General features: G+C 54.2%; 18 protein-coding genes. 13 read left to right on the top strand and 5 right to left on the bottom strand.

The features are described from left to right. The first annotated feature begins 26 nt into the window (after positions 1 to 26). The 7 genes from QE396_RS04890 to QE396_RS04920 all read left to right on the top strand — a co-directional run bounded on the left by QE396_RS04890 (position 27) and on the right by QE396_RS04920 (position 7960). Positions 27 to 1079 (top strand): zinc-binding alcohol dehydrogenase, encoded by a 1053-nt coding sequence (locus QE396_RS04890; protein ID WP_020882461.1) that lies wholly within the window; start codon positions 27 to 29, stop codon positions 1077 to 1079. A 16-nt stretch (positions 1080 to 1095) separates the two neighbouring features. Then, positions 1096 to 1884 (top strand): sugar phosphate isomerase/epimerase, encoded by a 789-nt coding sequence (locus QE396_RS04895; RefSeq protein ID WP_020882462.1) that lies wholly within the window; start codon positions 1096 to 1098, stop codon positions 1882 to 1884. Between the two features lie 11 nt (positions 1885 to 1895). Beyond that, positions 1896 to 2954: a Gfo/Idh/MocA family protein gene (locus tag QE396_RS04900; protein ID WP_127353185.1), complete on the top strand. Its 1059-nt coding sequence runs from the start codon at positions 1896 to 1898 to the stop codon at positions 2952 to 2954. After that, positions 2948 to 5227 (top strand): glycoside hydrolase family 65 protein, encoded by a 2280-nt coding sequence (locus QE396_RS04905; RefSeq protein ID WP_309950169.1) that lies wholly within the window; start codon positions 2948 to 2950, stop codon positions 5225 to 5227. Before QE396_RS04900 ends, QE396_RS04905 begins: the two co-directional genes overlap by 7 nt. Further along, complete coding sequence (gene pgmB, locus QE396_RS04910) at positions 5217 to 5894, top strand: beta-phosphoglucomutase (RefSeq protein WP_020882465.1); 678 nt, start codon at positions 5217 to 5219, stop codon at positions 5892 to 5894. Before QE396_RS04905 ends, pgmB begins: the two co-directional genes overlap by 11 nt. Positions 5895 to 5896: 2 nt before the next feature. Continuing rightward, on the top strand, positions 5897 to 6979 hold the full coding sequence (locus tag QE396_RS04915; protein WP_309950174.1) for an ABC transporter ATP-binding protein: 1083 nt from the start codon (positions 5897 to 5899) through the stop codon (positions 6977 to 6979). Between the two features lie 66 nt (positions 6980 to 7045). Continuing rightward, positions 7046 to 7960 (top strand): OmpG family monomeric porin, encoded by a 915-nt coding sequence (locus tag QE396_RS04920; RefSeq protein WP_020882467.1) that lies wholly within the window; start codon positions 7046 to 7048, stop codon positions 7958 to 7960. A 34-nt stretch (positions 7961 to 7994) separates the two neighbouring features. On the opposite strand, the gene QE396_RS04925 is transcribed toward QE396_RS04920, so the two are convergent. Then, a complete protein-coding gene (locus tag QE396_RS04925; RefSeq protein ID WP_020882468.1) occupies positions 7995 to 9005 on the bottom strand; it encodes a LacI family DNA-binding transcriptional regulator in 1011 nt (336 codons plus the stop codon). Between the two features lie 155 nt (positions 9006 to 9160). On the opposite strand from QE396_RS04925, the gene QE396_RS04930 reads away from it, so the two are divergent. The 3 genes from QE396_RS04930 to tyrR all read left to right on the top strand — a co-directional run bounded on the left by QE396_RS04930 (position 9161) and on the right by tyrR (position 13262). After that, a complete protein-coding gene (locus tag QE396_RS04930; RefSeq protein WP_020882469.1) occupies positions 9161 to 10558 on the top strand; it encodes a YcjX family protein in 1398 nt (465 codons plus the stop codon). Beyond that, positions 10555 to 11607 carry a YcjF family protein gene (locus QE396_RS04935; RefSeq protein WP_020882470.1) on the top strand — a complete coding sequence of 351 codons (1053 nt, stop codon included), beginning with the start codon at positions 10555 to 10557 and terminating at the stop codon, positions 11605 to 11607. The genes QE396_RS04930 and QE396_RS04935 overlap by 4 nt, the downstream gene beginning before the upstream one ends. 113 nt (positions 11608 to 11720) lie before the next feature. Beyond that, a complete protein-coding gene (gene tyrR, locus QE396_RS04940; RefSeq protein ID WP_014170325.1) occupies positions 11721 to 13262 on the top strand; it encodes a transcriptional regulator TyrR in 1542 nt (513 codons plus the stop codon). 35 nt (positions 13263 to 13297) lie between these two features. Here tyrR and QE396_RS04945 read toward each other — a convergent pair whose 3' ends face one another. Next, entirely contained in the window at positions 13298 to 14506 is a 1209-nt protein-coding gene (locus QE396_RS04945) for an aldose 1-epimerase family protein (protein ID WP_309950182.1), read from the bottom strand. A gap of 332 nt (positions 14507 to 14838) precedes the next feature. Next, a complete protein-coding gene (gene tpx, locus QE396_RS04950) occupies positions 14839 to 15345 on the bottom strand; it encodes a thiol peroxidase (RefSeq protein WP_047366404.1) in 507 nt (168 codons plus the stop codon). 107 nt (positions 15346 to 15452) lie between these two features. Between tpx and ycjG the strand changes: the two genes are divergently transcribed. Next, a complete protein-coding gene (gene ycjG, locus QE396_RS04955) occupies positions 15453 to 16418 on the top strand; it encodes an L-Ala-D/L-Glu epimerase (RefSeq protein WP_020882473.1) in 966 nt (321 codons plus the stop codon). Here ycjG and mpaA read toward each other — a convergent pair. Next, positions 16409 to 17122 (bottom strand): murein tripeptide amidase MpaA, encoded by a 714-nt coding sequence (gene mpaA, locus QE396_RS04960; RefSeq protein ID WP_020882474.1) that lies wholly within the window; start codon positions 17120 to 17122, stop codon positions 16409 to 16411. The genes ycjG and mpaA overlap by 10 nt on opposite strands. A 185-nt stretch (positions 17123 to 17307) precedes the next feature. On the opposite strand from mpaA, the gene QE396_RS04965 reads away from it, so the two are divergent. Then, positions 17308 to 18924: an ABC transporter substrate-binding protein gene (locus QE396_RS04965; protein ID WP_020882475.1), complete on the top strand. Its 1617-nt coding sequence runs from the start codon at positions 17308 to 17310 to the stop codon at positions 18922 to 18924. A 115-nt stretch (positions 18925 to 19039) separates the two neighbouring features. Further along, positions 19040 to 19798, top strand: a complete 759-nt coding sequence (locus QE396_RS04970; RefSeq protein WP_032669776.1) for a hypothetical protein — start codon at positions 19040 to 19042, stop codon at positions 19796 to 19798. A 69-nt stretch (positions 19799 to 19867) separates the two neighbouring features. Here QE396_RS04970 and QE396_RS04975 read toward each other — a convergent pair whose 3' ends face one another. Then, a complete protein-coding gene (locus QE396_RS04975; protein WP_025204027.1) occupies positions 19868 to 20431 on the bottom strand; it encodes a DJ-1/PfpI family protein in 564 nt (187 codons plus the stop codon). Positions 20432 to 20629 lie beyond the last annotated feature (198 nt).

Here is a 20629-nt window from a genome sequence, read left to right on the forward strand (position 1 = left end):
CGGCCAGTTTTAACTAGGAGTCAGTCATGAAAAAGTTAGTTGCGACAGCGCCTCGTGTAGCGGCGCTGGTGGAATATGAAGATCGTCCTGTTGCCGTCCATGAAGTGAAAATTCGTGCGCGCTTCGGTGCGCCAAAACACGGCACCGAAGTGGTAGATTTCCGGGCGGCAAGTCCCTTCATTGATGAGGAGTTTAACGCGGAGTGGCAGATGTTTACCCCGCGTGAAGAGGGCGCGGCGCGGGGCATTGAGTTTGGTAAGTTCCAGCTGGGCAACATGATCGTTGGCGACATTATCGAATGCGGCGATGACGTGACGGAATACCAGACGGGCGACCGTGTCTGCTGCTATGGGCCGCTGCAGGAGACGGTCATCGTGAATGCCGTTAATAACTACAAGCTGCGCAAAATGCCGCAAGGGTCTTCCTGGAAAAATGCCGTCTGTTACGACCCTGCGCAGTTCGCCATGAGCGGCGTGCGTGATGCTAACGTGCGGGTAGGGGATTTTGTCGTTGTGGTCGGACTGGGTGCCATTGGGCAGATTGCGATTCAGCTGGCGAAAAAAGCCGGTGCATCCATCGTCATCGGTGTCGATCCTATCGAACATCGCTGCGAAATTGCCCGCCGTCACGGGGCCGATTACTGCCTCAATCCGTTTGGCACCGATGTCGGTCTGGAGATTAAAAAACTGACCGGAAAGCAGGGCGCTGACGTGATTATCGAAACCAGCGGTTTTGCCGATGCATTGCAGTCTGCGCTGCGCGGGCTCGCCTACGGTGGAACGATCTCCTACGTGGCTTTCGCGAAACCGTTCGCAGAAGGGTTCAATCTGGGGCGTGAAGCCCACTTCAATAACGCGAAAATCGTTTTCTCGCGCGCCTGCAGCGAACCCAACCCGGATTACCCGCGCTGGAGCCGCAAGCGTATTGAAGAGACCTGCTGGGAACTGCTGATGAACGGTTATCTGAACTGCGAAGATCTGATTGACCCGGTTGTCACCTTTACCACCAGCGCTGAGAGCTACATGAAGTATGTCGATCAGCATCCGGAACTGAGCATCAAGATGGGCGTCACTTTTTAAGCTAAGGAGAGCATCAATGAAAATCGCAACGCAAAATCAGGCTTTTTTCCCGACTTCTATTCTGGAGAAATTCCAGTACATCAAAGCGATGGGTTTTGATGGCTATGAAATTGACGGCAAACTGCTGGTGGACAATCTCGATGAAGTGAAAGCCGCAATCACCGCCACGGGCCTGCCGGTGACCACCGCCTGCGGGGGATATGACGGCTGGATTGGTGACTTCATTGAAGAACGTCGTCTGAACGGATTAAAACAGATCGAACGCATCCTGGAAGCGCTGGCTGAAGTGGGTGGAAAGGGAATTATTGTGCCTGCCGCCTGGGGAATGTTTACCTTCCGTTTGCCGCCGATGACCTCTCCACGCAGCCTGGCGGGTGACCGCGAAGCGGTGAGTGCTTCGCTGCGTTATCTGGATGAGGTGGCGGCGCGTACCGGGACCACCGTTTACCTTGAGCCGCTCAACCGCTACCAGGATCACATGATCAACACGCTCGCGGATGCGCGTCGCTATATCGAAGAGAACGCGCTCAGGCATGTACAGATCATCGGCGACTTTTACCACATGAATATCGAAGAAGATTCGCTAACAGAGGCGCTGCATCGCAACCGGGATCTGCTGGGTCATGTGCATATCGCCGATAACCATCGCTATCAGCCTGGCAGCGGGACCCTGGATTTTGCCACGTTGTTCGGGCAGCTTCGTGCGGACAACTATCAGGGCTACGTGGTGTATGAGTGCCGTGTCCGCGCCGACGATCCGGCCCAGGCTTACCAGGATTCACTCACGTATCTGCGTGAATGCTAAGGATGACGAGCGTGATGAGTGCTTCAACACCTTCGCTTCTGCGCGTCGCCATTATTGGCGCCGGGCAGGTCGCGGACAAAGTGCATGCCTCGTATTACGCCACACGCAGTGATGTTCAAATGGTCGCTGTCATGGACAGCGGCCTTGAACAGGCACAGGCGTTTGCGGAACGTCATGCAATTCCTTCGGTCTGGCAGAATGCATCTGAAATGCTGCAGGCGATAAAACCTGATGTGGTCAGCGTCTGCTCGCCAAACCGGTTCCATTTTGAACATGTCATAGCGGCACTGGAGGCCGGATGTCATGTGATGTGCGAAAAACCGCCTGCCATGACGCCGCAACAGGCTGACCAGATGCGCATGGCGGCCCGTAAAGCGGGAAAAGTGCTGGCGTATGATTTTCACCATCGGTTTGCGCTCGACACGCAGCTGCTACGTGACGCTGTCACAAACGGGGCGTTAGGTGAGATCTACTTTACGTCGGCGCAGGCGCTGCGTCGTTGCGGCGTGCCGGGCTGGGGTGTCTTTACGAACAAATCGCTACAGGGTGGCGGACCGCTGATCGATATCGGTATTCATATGCTGGATGCCGCGATGTATGTGCTGGGTTTTCCGGCGGTAAAAAGGGTGACCGCCCACAGCTTCCAGAAGCTGGGGAACCGTAAAAACAGTGGACAGTTTGGCGAGTGGGATCCCGCCCGGTTTACCGTTGAAGATGCTCTGTTTGGCACAATTGAATTCTGCAATGGCGGCGTTCTGCGCCTGGATACGTCGTTTGCGCTGAATATCCGTGAGCAGTCGATCATGAATGTTTCATTCTGTGGCGAAAAGGCGGGGGCCACGCTCTTCCCGGCTCACATTTACCACGATGAGGCGGGCGTTTTACAGACCCTCATGCAGCGTGATGAGGCAGACGACCAGCGTCACCTGCGCAGCATGGAGGCGTTTGTACGCCATGTGCTGGGAGAGCCGGTTATGATCGCAGATGCGGAACAGGGGCTGGTTATCCAGCAACTTGTTGCCGCGCTTTATGAATCGGCGGATACAGGGGAAAGCGTGACGTTATGCTGAATGTGTCTGTTTTAACCGAACCGGGCTTCTCTCCCCACAGTCTGAATAAATACGCCTCCATCATGGCTTGCGGCAATGGCTACCTGGGCATTCGCGCGGCACACGAAGAGGATTACACCCAGCAAACCAGAGGCATGTATCTCGCCGGGCTTTATCATCGCGCAGGTCGCAATGAGACCACGGAGTTAATCAACCTGCCGGATATTACCGGTATTGAGGTTGAACTGGATGGTGTGAATTTTACCCTGCTTTCCGGGGCGCTTCTTGAGTGGCAGCGCGAGCTGGCGTTTGCCAATGGTGAACTGCGTCGCAGCGTGCTCTGGCGCTCGCCCGACGGGAAACGCTATCGCCTGGAGAGCCGTCGTTTCGTTTCTCTCGCTCAGCTGCCGTTAGTGGCAATGCAACTCGCCATCACTCCCCTTGATGGGCCCTCGCAGGTGGTGTTGAAAACCGGAATTGATGCGACGCAAACCAACAGCGGCAGGCAGCATCTGGATGAGATTTCAGTCCGGGTATTCGACCAGAACTGTATGCAGGGCGTGTATGAAACGCAGGACCGGGTTTCTGATGTCGTTATATCCGCGTTCTGCCGGCTTTCAGCGGGTAGCGAAAGCTGCTTTACCGCTAAAAATCGTCGCATCAGTGCGCATTACGCCCTGAACGTTTCGCAGGGTGACACTGTCACGCTTGAAAAGATCGTCTGGGTCGCCCACCGCAGTGACAAAGCCCTTTCGCAGGCGTCGTTTGCGCGTAACGCACTGGCCGAACTCAAGGTGTGCGCAGCGCGAAGCTACGCATCGTTGCTGGAGAGCTCTGCCTGCGCCTGGGAAGACGTCTGGCGAGATGCGCGGGTGGCGGTAACGTCTGCGGAACCGCAGGATCAGCTCGCGCTGGATTATACCGTCTGGCATCTGACCGCCATGACGCCTGCCGACAATGAGCGCTGCAGTATCGCCGCGAAAGGATTGACCGGCGAAGGGTATAAAGGCCACGTCTTCTGGGATACCGAAATTTTCCTGCTGCCTTTCCATCTCTTTACGCGTCCGCATGTCGCCCGCAGTCTGCTGCGTTATCGCTGGCTCAACCTGGCCGGGGCTCGTGAAAAAGCGCGTCGCAACGGCTGGCCTGGCGCACTTTTCCCCTGGGAGAGTGCCGCGAGCGGTCAGGAGGAAACGCCGGAATATGCGGCAATCAACATCCGCACGGGCACGCGCCAGAAAGTGGCCTCTGCGCTGGCAGAACATCACATTGTGGCGGACATTGCCTGGGCTGTCGTGGCCTACTGGCAGGCGACACATGATGACGCTTTTATGCGTAACGAAGGGCTGACGCTACTGATAGAGACGGCAACGTTCTGGATGGGGCGGGCGACGGAAGTCAATGATCGCCTGGAAATCCACGATGTGATCGGGCCGGATGAGTACACGGAGCACGTCAATAACAATGCCTACACCAACTATCTGGCCTGGCACAATGTCGCCTGTGCGCGCCAGTTTATGGCGATGTTCAATCGTGAAGATGATGGCTTCATGGAGAATGCCAGCCGGTTTATGTCCCGTTTGTGGTTACCGCAAGCCAACGCAGAAGGGGTCCTTCCTCAGGATGATACCTTCATGGCGAAACCGGCTATCGATCTGAGCCGCTATAAGGCGAAAGCGGGTAAACAGACCATTCTGCTCGATTACTCCCGCGCGGAAGTGAACGAGATGCAGATCCTTAAACAGGCCGACGTGGTGATGCTCAACTACCTGCTGCCGGAACGGTTTACCCCACAGCAGTGTGCTGCCAACCTGGCGTACTACGAGCCGCGTACCATACACGACTCTTCGCTGAGCAAAGCGATTCATGGAATTGTTGCTGCCCGGTGTGGCGATACGGAAAGGGCCTACGCCTTCTGGCGCGAGGGTGTCGCCATCGATCTGGGCGACGATCCGCACAGCTGCGATGACGGGATTCATGCTGCCGCCACCGGGGCTATCTGGTCCGGCGTTATTCAGGGATTTGCCGGCATGCAGATCGTCCAGGGGGAATTGCATCTTGCCCCGAAGCTGCCTGCCCACTGGCGAAAACTGGCTTTCCCGCTGCGATGGAGAAACGCGCGCATGCACTTCACGTTTGAAAATGATGTTTTAACGATTGAAACCACTGCACCGGTGAGCTTAACGCTGTGGGGTAAAACCCTGTGCATAATGGATCGGCAGGTCTGTTCTTTCAGGGATTTTTTTACATCTCTTGGTGGGACCGCTACCACAGGAGCAAATCATGAAGCCTGAGGCCGTTGTCTTCGATCTTGATGGTGTGATCACCGATACCGCGCATCTGCATTTTCTGGCCTGGCGTGCCGTGGCGCAGGAAATTGGCATCTCGCTCGACGTGGCGTTCAACGACGAGCTGAAAGGGATAAGCCGTATGGAATCGCTGCAGCGGATCCTGCGCCATGGCGGAAAAGAGGGGGAGTTTAACGACCAGCAGCGGCAGGCGCTCGCGGATAAAAAGAACGCGCGCTACGTCGGGTCTCTGGCGTCGTTGACGCAGGATTCTCTGCTTCCGGGCATCCGCGAGGTGCTGGCGGAAATTCGTGCGGCGAACGTCAAAATCGGGCTGGCCTCAGTGTCCCTTAACGCCCCCGGTATTTTGCAGGCGCTGGGCATTGAGAGGGCTTTTGATTTCTGCGCCGATGCCTCGCGCATTGCCCGCTCAAAACCGGACCCGGAGATCTTTCTTGCGGCCTGCGCCGGGCTGAACGTGCGCCCCGAGCAGGCTATCGGAATCGAAGATGCTGCAGCCGGCGTTGAGGCAATCAACGCGGCGGGAATGCTCTCGGTCGGGATTGGGCCTGGCCTGAACCATGCGGGATTACAACTTCATTCAACGCAGGAACTGACCTGGAAATGCCTGACGGATTTCTGGGCATCCCGAACGGTAATGATAAGGAATTAAAAATGGCTCAACTGTCTCTGAAACATATTCAGAAAATCTACGATAACCAGGTCCATGTGGTTAAGGATTTTAACCTCGAAATTGAGGACAAGGAGTTTATCGTCTTTGTGGGTCCCTCGGGGTGCGGTAAATCGACGACGCTTCGTATGATTGCCGGGCTGGAGGAGCTCTCCGCCGGTGAGCTGGTGATTGACGGCGTCTGTATGAACGATGTGCCCGCCAAGTCCCGCGACATTGCGATGGTTTTCCAGAACTATGCGCTTTATCCGCATATGACGGTTTACGACAACATGGCGTTTGGCCTGAAGATGCAGAAAATTGCCCCTGCGGTCATTGAAGAGCGCGTGAACTGGGCGGCACAAATCCTGGGGTTGCGTGATTACCTCACGCGTAAACCTGGCGCATTGTCGGGTGGCCAACGTCAGCGCGTGGCGTTAGGACGGGCGATTGTGCGCGAAGCCGGCGTCTTCCTGATGGATGAACCGCTTTCTAACCTCGACGCCAAGCTGCGTGTGCAAATGCGCGCTGAAATCAGCAAGCTGCACCAGAAGCTCAACACCACAATGATTTACGTGACCCACGATCAGACGGAAGCGATGACGATGGCGACCCGCATTGTGATCCTCAAGGATGGCGTTATTCAGCAGGTGGGGGCACCTAAGCAGGTCTACAACGAACCGGCGAATATGTTTGTGGCGGGCTTCATCGGCTCACCGGCAATGAATTTTATCCGGGGCGCGATAGACGATCGCTATTTCGTGACGGAAACGCTGCGTCTGGAGATACCTGAAGACACGCTGGCGGCGGTGAATGCCGCCGGATATCAGCGTAAAGCCGTGGTCTTTGGGATCCGGCCGGAAGATATTCTGACGCTGCAAAGCCGTGGGGATGATATTGCGGCAAAAGTCAGCGTGGCCGAACTGACCGGGGCTGAGTTCATGCTCTATGCCACCGTGGGCGGGCATGAGCTGGTCGTTCGTGCAGGAGCGGTAAATGATTATGCGGCGGGGGATAATATCGGCATCCAGTTCGATATGAATAAATGTCATTTCTTCGACGCTGATACTGAAGTGGCTATTAGATAAGAAAGGCGTTCGCCGGAAATGCAAATTTCCGGTTTTTTTTGAGTTAATTATAAAGGGAACATTTAAATGAGTACTCTACTAAGACGTGCTGCGCTCGTTCTGTGCGCAGGGGTTAGCTGCGCGCACGCAACGGAATCAGCAAAACACTGGGAATTTAATATCGGTGCCATGTATGAAATTGAAAACGTCGAAGGTCAGGGCGACGATAAAGATGGATTATATGAACCCTCTGTGTGGTTTAATGCCACATGGGATGCCTGGACCCTTTCGCTGGCAATGTATCAGGAAGGACCGGTTGATTACAGCAGCATGACCCGTGGGACCTATTTTGACCGTCCGGAATTTGAATTACGCTATCGCTTTATTGGCACCGATGATTTTACACTCGGGTTGACCGGCGGTTTCCGTAATTACGGTTATCACTTTAAAGATGAACACGGTGCCAAAGACGGTAGCGCAAATATGCAGCGCTACAAAATTCAGCCGGACTGGGATATTAAATTGTCCGACGACTGGCGTTTTGGTGGCTGGTTTGCCATGTATCAGTTTGCTAATGACCTGGAAAAAACCGGTTATGCCGACAGCCGTGTAGAAACGGAAACGGGTTTTACCTGGACCATTAATGAAACCTTCTCTGCAAAAGTGAACTATTATCTTGAGCGCGGTTTCAATATGGACAGTTCACGTAATAACGGCGAATTTTCAACGCAGGAAATTCGCGCGTATCTGCCTGTTTCATTAGGCCAGACTACGCTCACGCCATATACCCGTCTGGGGCTGGATCGCTGGTCGAACTGGGACTGGCAGGACGATCCCGATCGTGAAGGACACGATTTCAACCGACTGGGTCTTCTGTACGCGTATGACTTCAACAATGGATTATCCATGACGCTGGAATACGCCTACGAATGGGAAAACCATGACGAAGGCGACAGCGACCGTTTCCACTACGCGGGTGTTGGCGTTAATTACGCGTTCTGACAGACCGGATGCCAGGGGCTTTCAGCCCCTGGTTTTAACGAAGAGAGGGCGCTAACGTAAAATGGGTATCGACAAGCACTTTTTGTGGCGCAGGCTGACCGGCGATACGCCTGAAAAGAAGATTGCAGCTCTCTTCACCCAGCTTGCGGGTTGGGATATCAAAGCCCCCGGGTGCTGGCGTTAAAATGAGAGAGAGCATCGGGTCACTGTATCCTGCAATCACAACCTGCTCAGGGATCCTCAGATCCAGAGTATCCGCCGCGCGATAAAGGCTGAGTAACTTCATGCTGTCGGTGGCAAATACCGCATCAGGTGGCGTGGCCGAGGAGAGCAATTCTGTGGCCGCGGCAAGCGCGCTTTCATGGGTATATCCGCCGTCGATGATCCACGCCGGGTTAATGGTGATGCCGTGTTTTTCCAGGCTGGATTTATAACCGGCAAGACGATCAATCGAAACATGATAATTGAGCGGCGCATGCAGACAGGCAATGTTACGTCGGCCATTTTTAATAAAGGTTTCTGTTAGCGTGGCGCTGTCGTGAAAATTATCCGTGTCGACCGAGTAAATATTCTGAAAATCACCTTCGACTTTCCCGATGACGACCACCGGTACGCCATAAGCATCCAGCGTTGTGAAAAAGGATTCATTTGCCGGTGAGCTCAGCATGATGATCCCTTTAATCATTTTTTGTTTTATTTTACTTTCGCATTTCAGCAGATCGTCTTCACTGCTTTTCGAGGTTTGCAAAATAACGTCAAAACCTTCCTCTTCAGCTTTGGCTGTAATGGCATGCAGAACATCAGAGAAAAAAGGGTTGCCGGCGGTGGTTTTCGTCGAGCGTGTCGAAATAACCATAATGGCGTCGAAGCCAGAAGAGGTCAGGGCGCGGGCGAGTTTATTGGGTTGATAATTTAATTCGTCAATCGCCTTCAACACTTTTTCACGCGCTTCAGGAGAAATATTCGTTTGTTTATTCAGAACGCGGGAGACGGTTGATTTCGAAACGCCGGCAACCCGTGCGATATCATAGATGGTGGGTGACATACACCTTACTCACTCCTGACTAACAGCAATGTCGTTCATCTTACTGGAGAGAAAACGGCAATAGCAATAAATAAGAATTGATAATCAACGATCTGCCCCCATTTATTGTATTCTGAAGCAATGTATTTGAGGCTTCCGGGCAATGAAGGACGGCGATGAAGCGACTTAAGAACGAACTCAATTCACTGGTGAACCGTGGCGTTGACCGTCATCTGCGTCTGGCGGTGACGGGGCTGAGCCGCAGCGGCAAGACGGCGTTTATCACCGCGATGGTGAACCAGCTGCTTAACCTGCACAGTGGGGCGCGGCTGCCGCTGCTGAGCGCCGTGCGGGAAGAGCGCCTGCTGGGGGTTAAACGTGTGCCTCAGCGCGATTTTGGCATTCCCCGCTTTACCTATGATGAAGGGCTGGCTCAGCTTTATGGTGAACCGCCCACCTGGCCGACGCCGACGCGCGGGGTGAGTGAAATTCGCCTTGCGCTGCGTTTTCGCTCTAATGAATCCCTGATGCGCCACTTCAAAGATACCTCCACCCTGTATCTGGAAATTGTGGATTATCCCGGTGAGTGGTTGCTCGATTTACCTATGCTGGCACAGGATTATCTCAGCTGGTCACGGCAGATGACGGGGCTGTTGCAGGGCAACCGCGCCGAGTGGTCGACGAAATGGCGAAAACTGTGCGAAGGCCTGGATCCGCTGGCGCCTGCCGATGAAAACCGGCTGGCGGCGATTGCCGAGGCCTGGACGGAGTATCTGCATCAGTGTAAGCAGGAAGGGCTGCATTTCATCCAGCCGGGCCGTTTTGTTCTGCCGGGAGATTTGGCGGGCGCACCTGCGCTGCAGTTTTTCCCGTGGCCGGACGTGGGTGGCATCGGGGAGTCAAAACTGGCCCAGTCGGACAAACACACTAACGCCGGAATGCTGCGCGAGCGTTACAATTACTACTGTGAAAAAGTGGTGAAAGGTTTTTATAAAAACCACTTTTTACGTTTTGATCGCCAGATTGTGCTGGTGGATTGCCTGCAACCGCTGAACAGCGGGCCGCAGGCCTTCAACGATATGCGCCTGGCGCTGACACAGTTAATGCAAAGTTTTCACTACGGGCAGCGCACGCTGTTTCGCCGTCTGTTCTCACCCGTTATCGACAAGCTGCTGTTTGCGGCCACAAAAGCCGATCACGTGACGGTCGATCAGCATGCCAATATGGTGTCGCTGCTGCAGCAACTGGTGCAGGACGCCTGGCAGAATGCCGCGTTCGAAGGGATCAGCATGGATTGCCTCGGACTGGCTTCCGTACAGGCGACACAGAGTGGGTTGATTGACCTTAATGGCGAGAAAATACCGGCATTGCGCGGGAATCGTCTCAGCGACGGCGAACCGCTTACTGTCTATCCGGGCGAAGTGCCCGCACGCCTTCCGGGGCCGGCCTTCTGGCAGAACCAGGGCTTCCAGTTTGAAGCCTTCCGCCCGCAGGCCATGACGGTCGATCAGCCGTTACCGCATATCCGTCTGGATGCGGCGCTGGAGTTTTTGATTGGAGATAAATTGCGATGACGGAACCGTTAAAACCGCGCATTGATTTTACCGGAACGCTTGAGCAAGAGCACCCGGAGGCGTTTAAAACCGCGCAGACGTTTAATGGCCCGCAGGCAGATAATTTTGCCCCGGCGCTGACCGAAGAGCTGCTTGTTGAAGAGGGGCCGGCTGAAGCGGTGGTGGAAGCCGCGCTACGCCCAAAACGCAGCCTGTGGCGAAAGATGGTGACTGCCGGGCTGGCGTTGTTTGGCGTCAGCGTGGTTGGGCAAGGCGTCCAGTGGGCGGTCAACGCCTGGCAAACCCAGGACTGGGTCGCGTTGGGCGGCTGCGCTGCCGGTGCTCTGATTGTGGGGGCGGGTGTCGGGTCTGTTGCGACCGAGTGGCGTCGCCTGTGGCGCCTGCGACAGCGCGCCCATGAGCGTGATGAAGCGCGAGATCTGCTCCACAGTCACGGAACCGGCAAAGGCCGCGCGTTTTGTGAAAAGCTGGCCAGTCAGGCGGGTATTGATCAGTCGCACCCGGCGCTTCAGCGCTGGTATGCCGCTATCCATGAAACCCAGAACGATCGTGAAGTGGTGACGCTGTATTCCCACATGGTGCAGCCGGTGCTGGATGCCCAGGCGCGGCGCGAAATCAGCCGCTCTGCTGCGGAATCAACCCTGATGATTGCCGTCAGCCCGCTGGCGCTGGTGGATATGGCGTTTATCGCCTGGCGTAACCTGCGTCTGATTAACCGGATTGCTGCTTTATACGGCATTGAGTTGGGGTACTACAGCCGCCTTCGCTTGTTCCGTCTGGTATTGCTCAACATCGCCTTTGCCGGAGCAAGTGAGCTCGTGCGGGAAGTGGGGATGGACTGGATGTCGCAGGATCTGGCGGCGCGTCTCTCTGCCCGTGCCGCGCAGGGTATTGGCGCCGGTTTGTTGACCGCCCGTCTGGGCATCAAAGCGATGGAAGTGTGCCGTCCACTGCCGTGGATTGATGGCGATAAGCCGCGATTGGGGGATTTCCGACGTGAGTTAATCGGTCAGCTCAAAGAGACGCTCAATAAAAAACCGGTTCAGTAGCCGGTTTGGTCATTAATCGTGCTGGCTGTCAATATTTGTTGACAGCCATCTTCCCGATCACCGTGTTCTGACATATCATTTTAATGTTATTGGCTTAAAACGGTGAATTTCCCATGCGTCTTGAAGTCTTCTGTGAAGACCGTCTCGGTCTGACCCGCGAATTACTCGATCTTCTTGTTTTACGTAGCATTGATTTACGTGGCATTGAGATCGATCCTGTCGGGCGAATTTACCTCAATTTTGCCGAAATTGAATTTAATACGTTCAGCAGCCTGATGGCAGAAATACGCCGTATCGCTGGCGTTACGGATGTACGCACCATCCCCTGGATGCCGTCGGAGCGTGAGCATCTGGCATTGAGCGCATTGCTTGAAGCTATGCCAGAGCCTTTCCTCTCCCTGGATTTAAAAAGTAAGGTTGAGCGTGTTAACCATGCCAGCTGCCAGCTGTTCGCGCAGAGTCAGGAAAAACTCAGCAACCACAACGCAGCACAGTTGATTCCCGGCTTTAACTTCCAGCGCTGGCTGGACAGCAACCCGCAGAACACCCACAGCGAGCATGTGGTTATCCACGGACAGAATTTCTTAATGGAGATAACGCCGGTCTATCTGAAAGGCGAGGCCGACACGCGCGTTCTGACCGGTGCCGTGATCATGCTGCGTTCCACCGTGCGCATGGGCCGTCAGCTGCAAAATATCTCCAGCCAGGATGTGGGGGCATTCAGCCAGATTATTGCCGTCAGCCCGAAAATGCGGCATGTGGTGGACCAGGCGCGCAAACTCGCGAGTCTGACCGCGCCACTGCTGATTACCGGCGATACCGGTACCGGGAAGGACCTGCTGGCGCATGCTGTGCATCTGGCCAGCCCGCGAGCGGCAAAACCGTATCTGGCCCTGAACTGCGCCTCGATTCCGGAAGATGCCGTCGAAAGCGAATTATTTGGTCACGCGCCGGAAGGTAAAAAAGGGTTCTTCGAGCAGGCTAACGGCGGTTCCGTGCTGCTGGACGAGATTGGTGAAATGTCGCCACGCATGCAGGCCAAGCTGCTGCGCTTCCTCAATGATGGCACGTTCCGCCGCGTAGGCGAGGATCACGAAGTTCATGTGGATGTGCGTGTGATTTGTGCGACGCAGAAAAACCTGGTCGAACTGGTGCAAAAAGGGGTATTCCGCGAGGATCTCTACTACCGCCTGAATGTCCTGACCCTGAATATCCCACCGCTGCGCGATTGCCCGCAGGATATCATGCCGCTGACCGAACTCTTTGTGGCGCGCTTTGCCGACGAGCAGGGGGTACCGCGTCCGAAGCTTTCAGCCGATCTCGGCACGGTGCTCATGCGCTACGGCTGGCCGGGCAACATTCGCCAGCTCAAGAACGCCGTTTACCGCGCACTGACGCAGCTGGAAGGTTATGAACTGCGTCCGCAGGATATTCTGTTACCGGATTACGATGCCGGGACGGTGTCAGTAGGTGAAGAGGCGATGGAAGGTTCGCTGGATGACATTACCAGCCGTTTTGAGCGCTCCGTGCTGACGCAACTATACCGTAGCTATCCAAGCACCCGTAAGCTGGCGAAACGCCTTGGCGTTTCACACACGGCGATTGCCAATAAGTTGCGAGAATATGGTTTGAATCAGAAGAAGGGTGACGAATAACGGTAAAAAGCCTCTGTAAAGAGGCTTTTTTTTACTCATTCTTTTGCGATAGGGGTGCTATTAATGTCGACCTTTGTCTCTCCCTGAATCGATGCAATTCGGTTCTCCACGTCTTTCACCTGTTGCGGGTTATGGAGCAGGGTATAGGTCAGATCAAACTGTGTGCTGGCTCCCGGTTGCAATTGCTTAACGCGTTTTTGTTCGCGCTCAATGGTGACCGGGTAGGCGTAGCTGGTACCCGGCTCAATACCGGTCACATAACCTTGCTTCAGGGTGTCGGTATTTTTCCATAAGGTCAGCACCGGCAACTGGCGGGTATCAAACTGAATGGACGCCCCTTTATCACCGGCTTTATTCACCACGGCCGCGAGGGTTTCGTGGTTGTTATCCGCAAGCGGTTTGAGGTTAAACACCATCTCATCAAAGCCTTTCGTTGGCCCGGCATAGGTCTGCCAGTCGTTGACACCGGCTTTCGCGTAGTCATTGAATGGACTGACGCTCGCGACCGGGGCAAGGAAGCGCGCACCTTCTTCGAGGATCGGGGTACCAAAGTTGCTGTGGTAGATGATTTGATAATCATGCGGGTAATCGGCATGGTTTGTCAGGACATCGTGCAAACTGAACTGGTTGGTTCCTGGGACGTAACGCAGTTCGGCCATGGTCTGCAAATCTGCTTTTTTGAACGTGCTCTCTTTGATCAAACCGCGAATTCGAATTTCATGGGGGGAGGCGTCAGCCACCTCCACTTCAACCTGCGAGACAGGCGTATTGCCCGCCTTGCCGTGAAGCGTATAGATTTGGCCGTCAGCCGTGACCGGGTGGCCCGTCCACTCATAGCCACAGCGCACCATCATCTCGTTGAAACCTTCCAGCCAGCCAAGCCCGTTGCGACTTTCCAGATTAATATATGCCGGGTTCACGACCTCTTTTACCGGGGAATCCCAGCCCATTCTGGTGCCGAAGCCTTCCACACGGAGCAGGTTCATGCCGCGAGAGGGGCTTAAGGTAATGGTCAGGCCACTTTTACTGCTGATAACAAGGATTTTGCTGCCTTCCTGTTTGCCACCGTGCAACACTTTTTGTTCAATGCTGAACACCTGATCTTTTACCTTCAGCTCATCGCTCATTATCTTCCAGTTTCCTTTCTCCACGCCGCTTTCAGCGCTTGTCAGCACCCAGGTTTTCGCCGCAGCATGACCCGAAATCAAAGCCGCAAGGAGCGTAATAGCCAGTTTAATTTTCATATCCTTTCCTTTTTGCTGAAACGATTATTTGCTTTCGTCAGCAAATCTAATGTTTTGACCTGAAGGGAAATGTGATGTGCTTCACTGGGGAAGAAAATATGAATATTTAAGGTCTAATATGAGAATAAGATCGCAATTAAGTTAACTTCAATACAATTAATTGCACAGTAAATGTGAACGGTGAAAGTTTTAGCTTTAACGATTCAGCTTAAAGGGAATAAAAAACCCCGCCAGTGCGAGGTTTGTCATGTGTCGTCTTCCAGAGCCTGCAAAGAGAAATAAACCCTGTTATTTCATTAGATTGCTAAGCTATATAGAATGCTAAGCATTCATTATGCTTTCAACACGTCCAGCGCGGCAGTGTAATCCGGCTCGGTGGTGATTTCGTTAACCAGTTCGCTGAACACGACGTTGTCATTTTCATCGATAACCAGTACAGCGCGCGCTGCCAGGCCTTTCAGTGGGCCTTCCGCGATGCTCACGCCGTAGTTTTCCAGGAAATCCGGGCTGCGCAGGGTGGAGAGGGTAATGACGTTGCTCAGGCCTTCAGCACCGCAGAAACGGGACTGGGCGAACGGCAGGTCGGCAGAAATACACAGCACAACGGTGTTGTCCATTTCCGTCGCCAGCTGGTTGAATTTGCGCACGGATGCAGCACAGACGCCGGTGTCGATGCTTGGGAAAATGTTCAGGACTTTGCGTTTGCCAGCAAACTGAGACAGTGTGACGTCAGACAGATCTTTAGCCACCAGAGTAAAAGCCTGTGCTTTGCTGCCAGCGTGTGGAATGGAACCTGCAACAGTAACCGGGTTGCCCTGGAAATGAACGAGTTGTGACATAGATATCTTCCTGTTTACATATAGTTAACGTCGTGGCTAGTGTATGCCATCAGCGGATAACACGGCAAACCAATTTTTTCGCCTTTCCGGGCCGCAAGGAGTCAGTGATGAGAAGCGTTAAGGTCTATGAAGAAGCCTGGCCATTGCATACCCCGTTTGTGATCTCCCGCGGCAGTCGAAGCGAAGCCAGTGTGGTGGTGGTGGAGATAGAAGAGGACGGCATTAAGGGCGTCGGCGAATGCACGCCGTACCCGCGCTATGGCGAAAGTCTGGCGTCGGTAATGGCACTTATCATGACGCTCGTTCCCGATCTGGAAAAAGGGCTCACCCGCGAGGCGTTACAGCAGCGTATACCCGCCGGCGCGGCACGTAATGCGATTGACTGCGCACTCTGGAGCCTGGAGGCTGCCAAACAGCAAACCTCGCTGACGACGCTGCTAGGCGTCACGTTGCCGACATCGGTTGTCACGGCGCAAACGGTAGTGATTGGCGAGCCTGAACACATGGCCGCCAGCGCAAAAGCACTCCTTGATGCGGGGGCGACGCTGTTAAAGGTGAAGCTTGACGATCGTCTGATCAGCGAGCGTATGGTCGCTATCCGCTCGGCAGTCCCGACAGCCACGTTAATTGTGGATGCGAATGAGTCATGGCATCCCGAAGGCCTTGCCGCACGATGTCAGCTGCTGGCCGACCTGGGCGTAGCCATGCTGGAGCAGCCTCTGCCGGCACAGGATGATGCGGCGCTGAAGAATTTTATCCACCCGCTGCCCATCTGCGCAGATGAAAGCTGCCATACGCGCGATAGCCTGGTTGAACTGCAGGGCCGTTACGAGATGGTCAATATCAAGCTCGACAAGACCGGCGGGCTGACAGAGGCGCTGGCGCTGGCAGAACAGGCGCAGGCGCAGGGGTTTTCAATCATGCTGGGATGTATGCTGTGTACATCCCGGGCGATCAACGCGGCGCTGCCGCTGGTAAATCATGTCAGTTTTGCCGATCTTGATGGCCCGACATGGCTGGCGGTTGACGTTTCACCGGCACTCACGTTTACCAGCGGCGTCCTTCATTTTTGAGGCTGCCAGCGCAAAAGCTCCACCATGGCCTTTAAATATTTTTCGCTGGCTTCGTCTGACGATATCGGCGGGAATTCCGCGGTGATGCAAGGTAATCCCAGGTCGGCACACCAACTGCCGAATGAGCCAGGGGTTTCATAGCCCACGCTGGAGACAAGCGGCAGGGCGAAAGCATTCGCCAGCCATTCACCCAGCTCGGTGTGCCGCGGATCTTCGATGCAGGCCAGCGGATCGTGAAAGGTGACAACCCAGGCCGGGTGGATCTTATGGATTAACTGGCACAGCGCCTGTGTTTCCGGCTCCGAGCCCGGCGTATCGCCGGTCAGTAAGACAACGTCACGCTCTTCAGCGGAGCTGTTCCAGCGATAAACCGTTTCACCGGCGCGCCAGTTTGCTGCCGGGAAATTACGGTTTAAATCGATGCCCCGCGCATTGGCGCGTAACCCAAGCTGACACCCATCCGGGTTGACGGCCAGAATCACGTGATGACGTCGTAAGCTGGGCGTCAACGTGCGCAGCGCGCACGAGAGCGTGACGACAGACGAGTTCTCGTCACCGTGCGTGCCGGCAATGATCAAACCGCTGTTGCGATCGGCATCGGGGGCCGGAAACCAAATCAGCGATGCGCCTAAAAATGAACGGCCATACTGCTCTGCACCTGGCGGGAAGGCGCCGCGTTCCGCTCTGGGTCGGGTGATTGCCATAGGAAATCCTGATAAAGAAGTCTCTACTGGCAGTGTTGTGCAAAACTCGCGGTTAATCAAATAGTTTCCGTATGGCGGGAAAATTGCCGGATATCAACTTTCCGGAGGAAGGTATTTGCAATTCTCATTGTCGAAACAAATAATTACGCATCTGCTTATTACCTGAATTCATAAAAGGGGATCTTATGAAGCATCCTGTTTCGCGTCTCTGTGCTGCACTGTTGCTGTGCGGACTCTCTTCACTTTCGTACGCCGCTGATGTGCCACAGGGCAAGGTACTGGCGCAAAAACAGGAGCTGGTCAGACACATTAAAGATGAGCCGGCTTCCCTTGATCCGGCAAAAGCCGTGGGATTACCCGAGATACAGGTCATTCGCGACCTTTTTGAAGGGCTGGTTAATCAGAATGAGAAAGGTGAACTGACCCCAGGCGTGGCGACGCGCTGGCAGAGTAACGATAACCGTATCTGGACCTTCTCCTTACGTGATAACGCGAAATGGTCTGACGGTTCTCCAGTTACCGCTCAGGATTTTGTCTACAGCTGGCAGCGTCTGGTTGATCCGAAAACCACGTCTCCGTTTGCCTGGTTTGCGGCGCTGGCGGGTATCCATAACGCACAGGCGATAATTGATGGTAAAGCCGCGCCAGATACGCTGGGCGTGACGGCCGTAGATGCAAAAACCTTACGTGTGCAGCTGGATAAACCGCTGCCGTGGTTTAGCAATCTGACGGCAAACTTTGCCTTCTATCCGGTGCAAAAGGCCAATGTGGAGAGCGGCAAAGAGTGGACGCGTCCGGGGGCTCTGGTCGGAAATGGCGCCTACGTTCTGAAAGATCGCGTGGTGAATGAAAAACTGGTTGTGGTGCCGAATACACACTACTGGGATAACGCCAAAACCGTCCTGCAAAAAGTGACGTTCATACCGATTAACCAGGAATCCTCGGCCACTAAACGCTATCTGGCGGATGATATTGATATCACCGAATCGTTCCCGAAAAACATGTATCAGAAGCTGCTCAAGGACATTCCGGGACAGGTGTATACACCGCCTCAGCTGGGCACCTATTACTATGCGTTTAATACGCAAAAAGGACCCACGGCCGATGCCCGTGTACGCCTCGCCCTGAGCATGACCATCGATCGCCGCATCATGGCGGACAAAGTGTTAGGAACCGGTGAGAAGCCCGCCTGGCATTTCACGCCAGACGTGACGGCAGGGTTTACGCCAGAAACCTCGCCGTTTGAGCAGATGTCACAGCAGGAACTTAATGCCCAGGCGAAAACGCTGCTTCAGGCCGCGGGCTATGGCCCTCAGCGCCCGCTGAAGCTGAACCTGTTGTACAACACGTCAGAAAACCATGAGAAAATCGCGATTGCGGTGGCCTCGATGTGGAAGAAAAACCTCGGCGTTGACGTCAAACTGCAAAACCAGGAGTGGAAAACCTACATCGATAGCCGTAATACCGGTAATTTCGATGTGATCCGCGCGTCATGGGTCGGGGATTACAATGAGCCATCGACCTTCCTGTCGTTATTGACCTCAACCCACAGCGGCAATATCTCGCGTTTCAACGATCCGGCGTACGATAAAATTATCCATCAGGCGACGCTTGAAAACACGGCGAAAGCCCGCAACGCAGACTACAACATGGCGGAGAAAATCCTCACGGAAAAAGCGCCGATCGCACCTATTTACCAGTACACCAACGGCCGCCTGATCAAACCATGGGTGAAAGGTTACCCCATTAATAACCCGGAAGACGTGGCTTATAGCCGGACGATGTATATTGAGAAACACTGACAAGCCGGGAACCGCCGGTCTTCGTTGTGAACGTTAAATTAAGAGCTGGCGCATTTGCGCCAGTTTTTCTTTATTGAACGAGGGATGTTTGTTCCGTGAGTCAAAGGGGAGGTAAATGATGACGGATGAAAAGAAAGAGAAAGCGTCTTTCCCGGCAGGGTTAGGGATTATGGATAAAATCTGGGAATGGCAATGGATTATCCGCTTCATCTATATTGTCCTTTTCGCCGATCTGGCGCTGCTGGTATACAGCGGGCAAGGAATATTGACCTGGCCTGTTCAGACACTTAACTGGACCGAACATCTGGGTTTTTTCTGCGTGGCACTCGCCGCCTTAGGTTTGATTGCCACTACCCTGATGCCTTTTATAGCCAATATCGTCAGGCTATTACTCAATGAGCTCATCTACAGCAGTATCTTCCCGGATTTCTTGCGCGCGCAGAGTGATTATCAGAAGAGGTCGGGTGAAGTTCCTTCAGGCGAAGTACTTGATTTAGCGTTGAAGGAAAACAACCAGTTCCTGCTGAATTATTATGAAAAACATAATGCAAACTGGCGCACGAAATTTCATGAACGATTTAAAGTCGGGGATTTACTCTTTGGGATCCTGTTTTTCATGATGCTTGATGACCATCCGCAGTGGTTTAGCGATGAGCAGCATTCGCTGGTCATCGATCTGTTCAGTCACGGTGGTGAAAGCGGAACCGTTCTGTTTTATACCGTGCTTATACTCATCTTTAGTACGCTGATGAGTCTCTGGTTCGGTAAATGGGACTGGGGGAACATCTACTATCCGCCACTGTATCGTGAAAAAGAGGAAGCCCGCAGAAAAGCGCGTGAGCGGGAAGCGCAGTGGGAGCAGCAGGATCGCTAAATCGCCGGGCGACACATTATTCCCAGCAGATTGCTCCCGCCAGGCGCTGCTGGCGGGAGCAGGGCAACGTTATTCTAGCAATGCACTGAATTTCGCCAGCCATTGCGGATGCGCAGGCCAGGCGGGGGCAGTGACCAGATTACCGTCTACGTGCGCCTGATCGATACCGATATTGGCATAGTGCCCGCCGCCGAGGCGGACTTCAGGCGCACAGGCGGGATAGGCGCTACAGGTTCGTCCTTTTAATATGCCGGCAGCAGCGAGCAGTTGCGGTCCGTGGCAAACCGCAGCAATCGGTTTGCGCGCGGCGTCGAAGGCCTGCACCAGTTTCAGCACGTCATCATTTAGCCGGAGATATTCAGGGGCTCGTCCGCCCGGGATTAGCAGCGCGTCATAATCCTGCTCTTTTACGGCGGAAAAATCGGCATTGAGGATAAAACGGTGGCCCGGCTTTTCACTGTAGGTCTGGGCGCCGTCGAAATCATGGATCGCCGTCATGATGTAGTCGCCACGGGATTTGTCCGGGCAGACGGCGTCCACCTGATGGCCAATCATCTGTAAAGCCTGAAAGGGCACCATTGTTTCATAATCTTCGGCGTAATCGCCGACCAACATCAGGATTTTCTTGCTCATCATTTCTCACCTTTAGGTTTAACGATGTTTAAGATATAGCCTGGCACAGCTGAATTGCCGGAAATAAAAAAAGCCCGTCAGAGAACGGGCGAAATAAGCAAATGATTTAATGATTCGTTATCAACTTGTTGGAGGATAACGTTGCGTATTTTACGCACCTCTTACCGGTGCTGATACCTGACAAATTCGGTAGGTGAA

This window comes from Enterobacter sp. SORGH_AS_0287 (genome assembly GCF_031453695.1).
Taxonomy (GTDB): Bacteria; Pseudomonadota; Gammaproteobacteria; order Enterobacterales; family Enterobacteriaceae; genus Enterobacter; species Enterobacter ludwigii.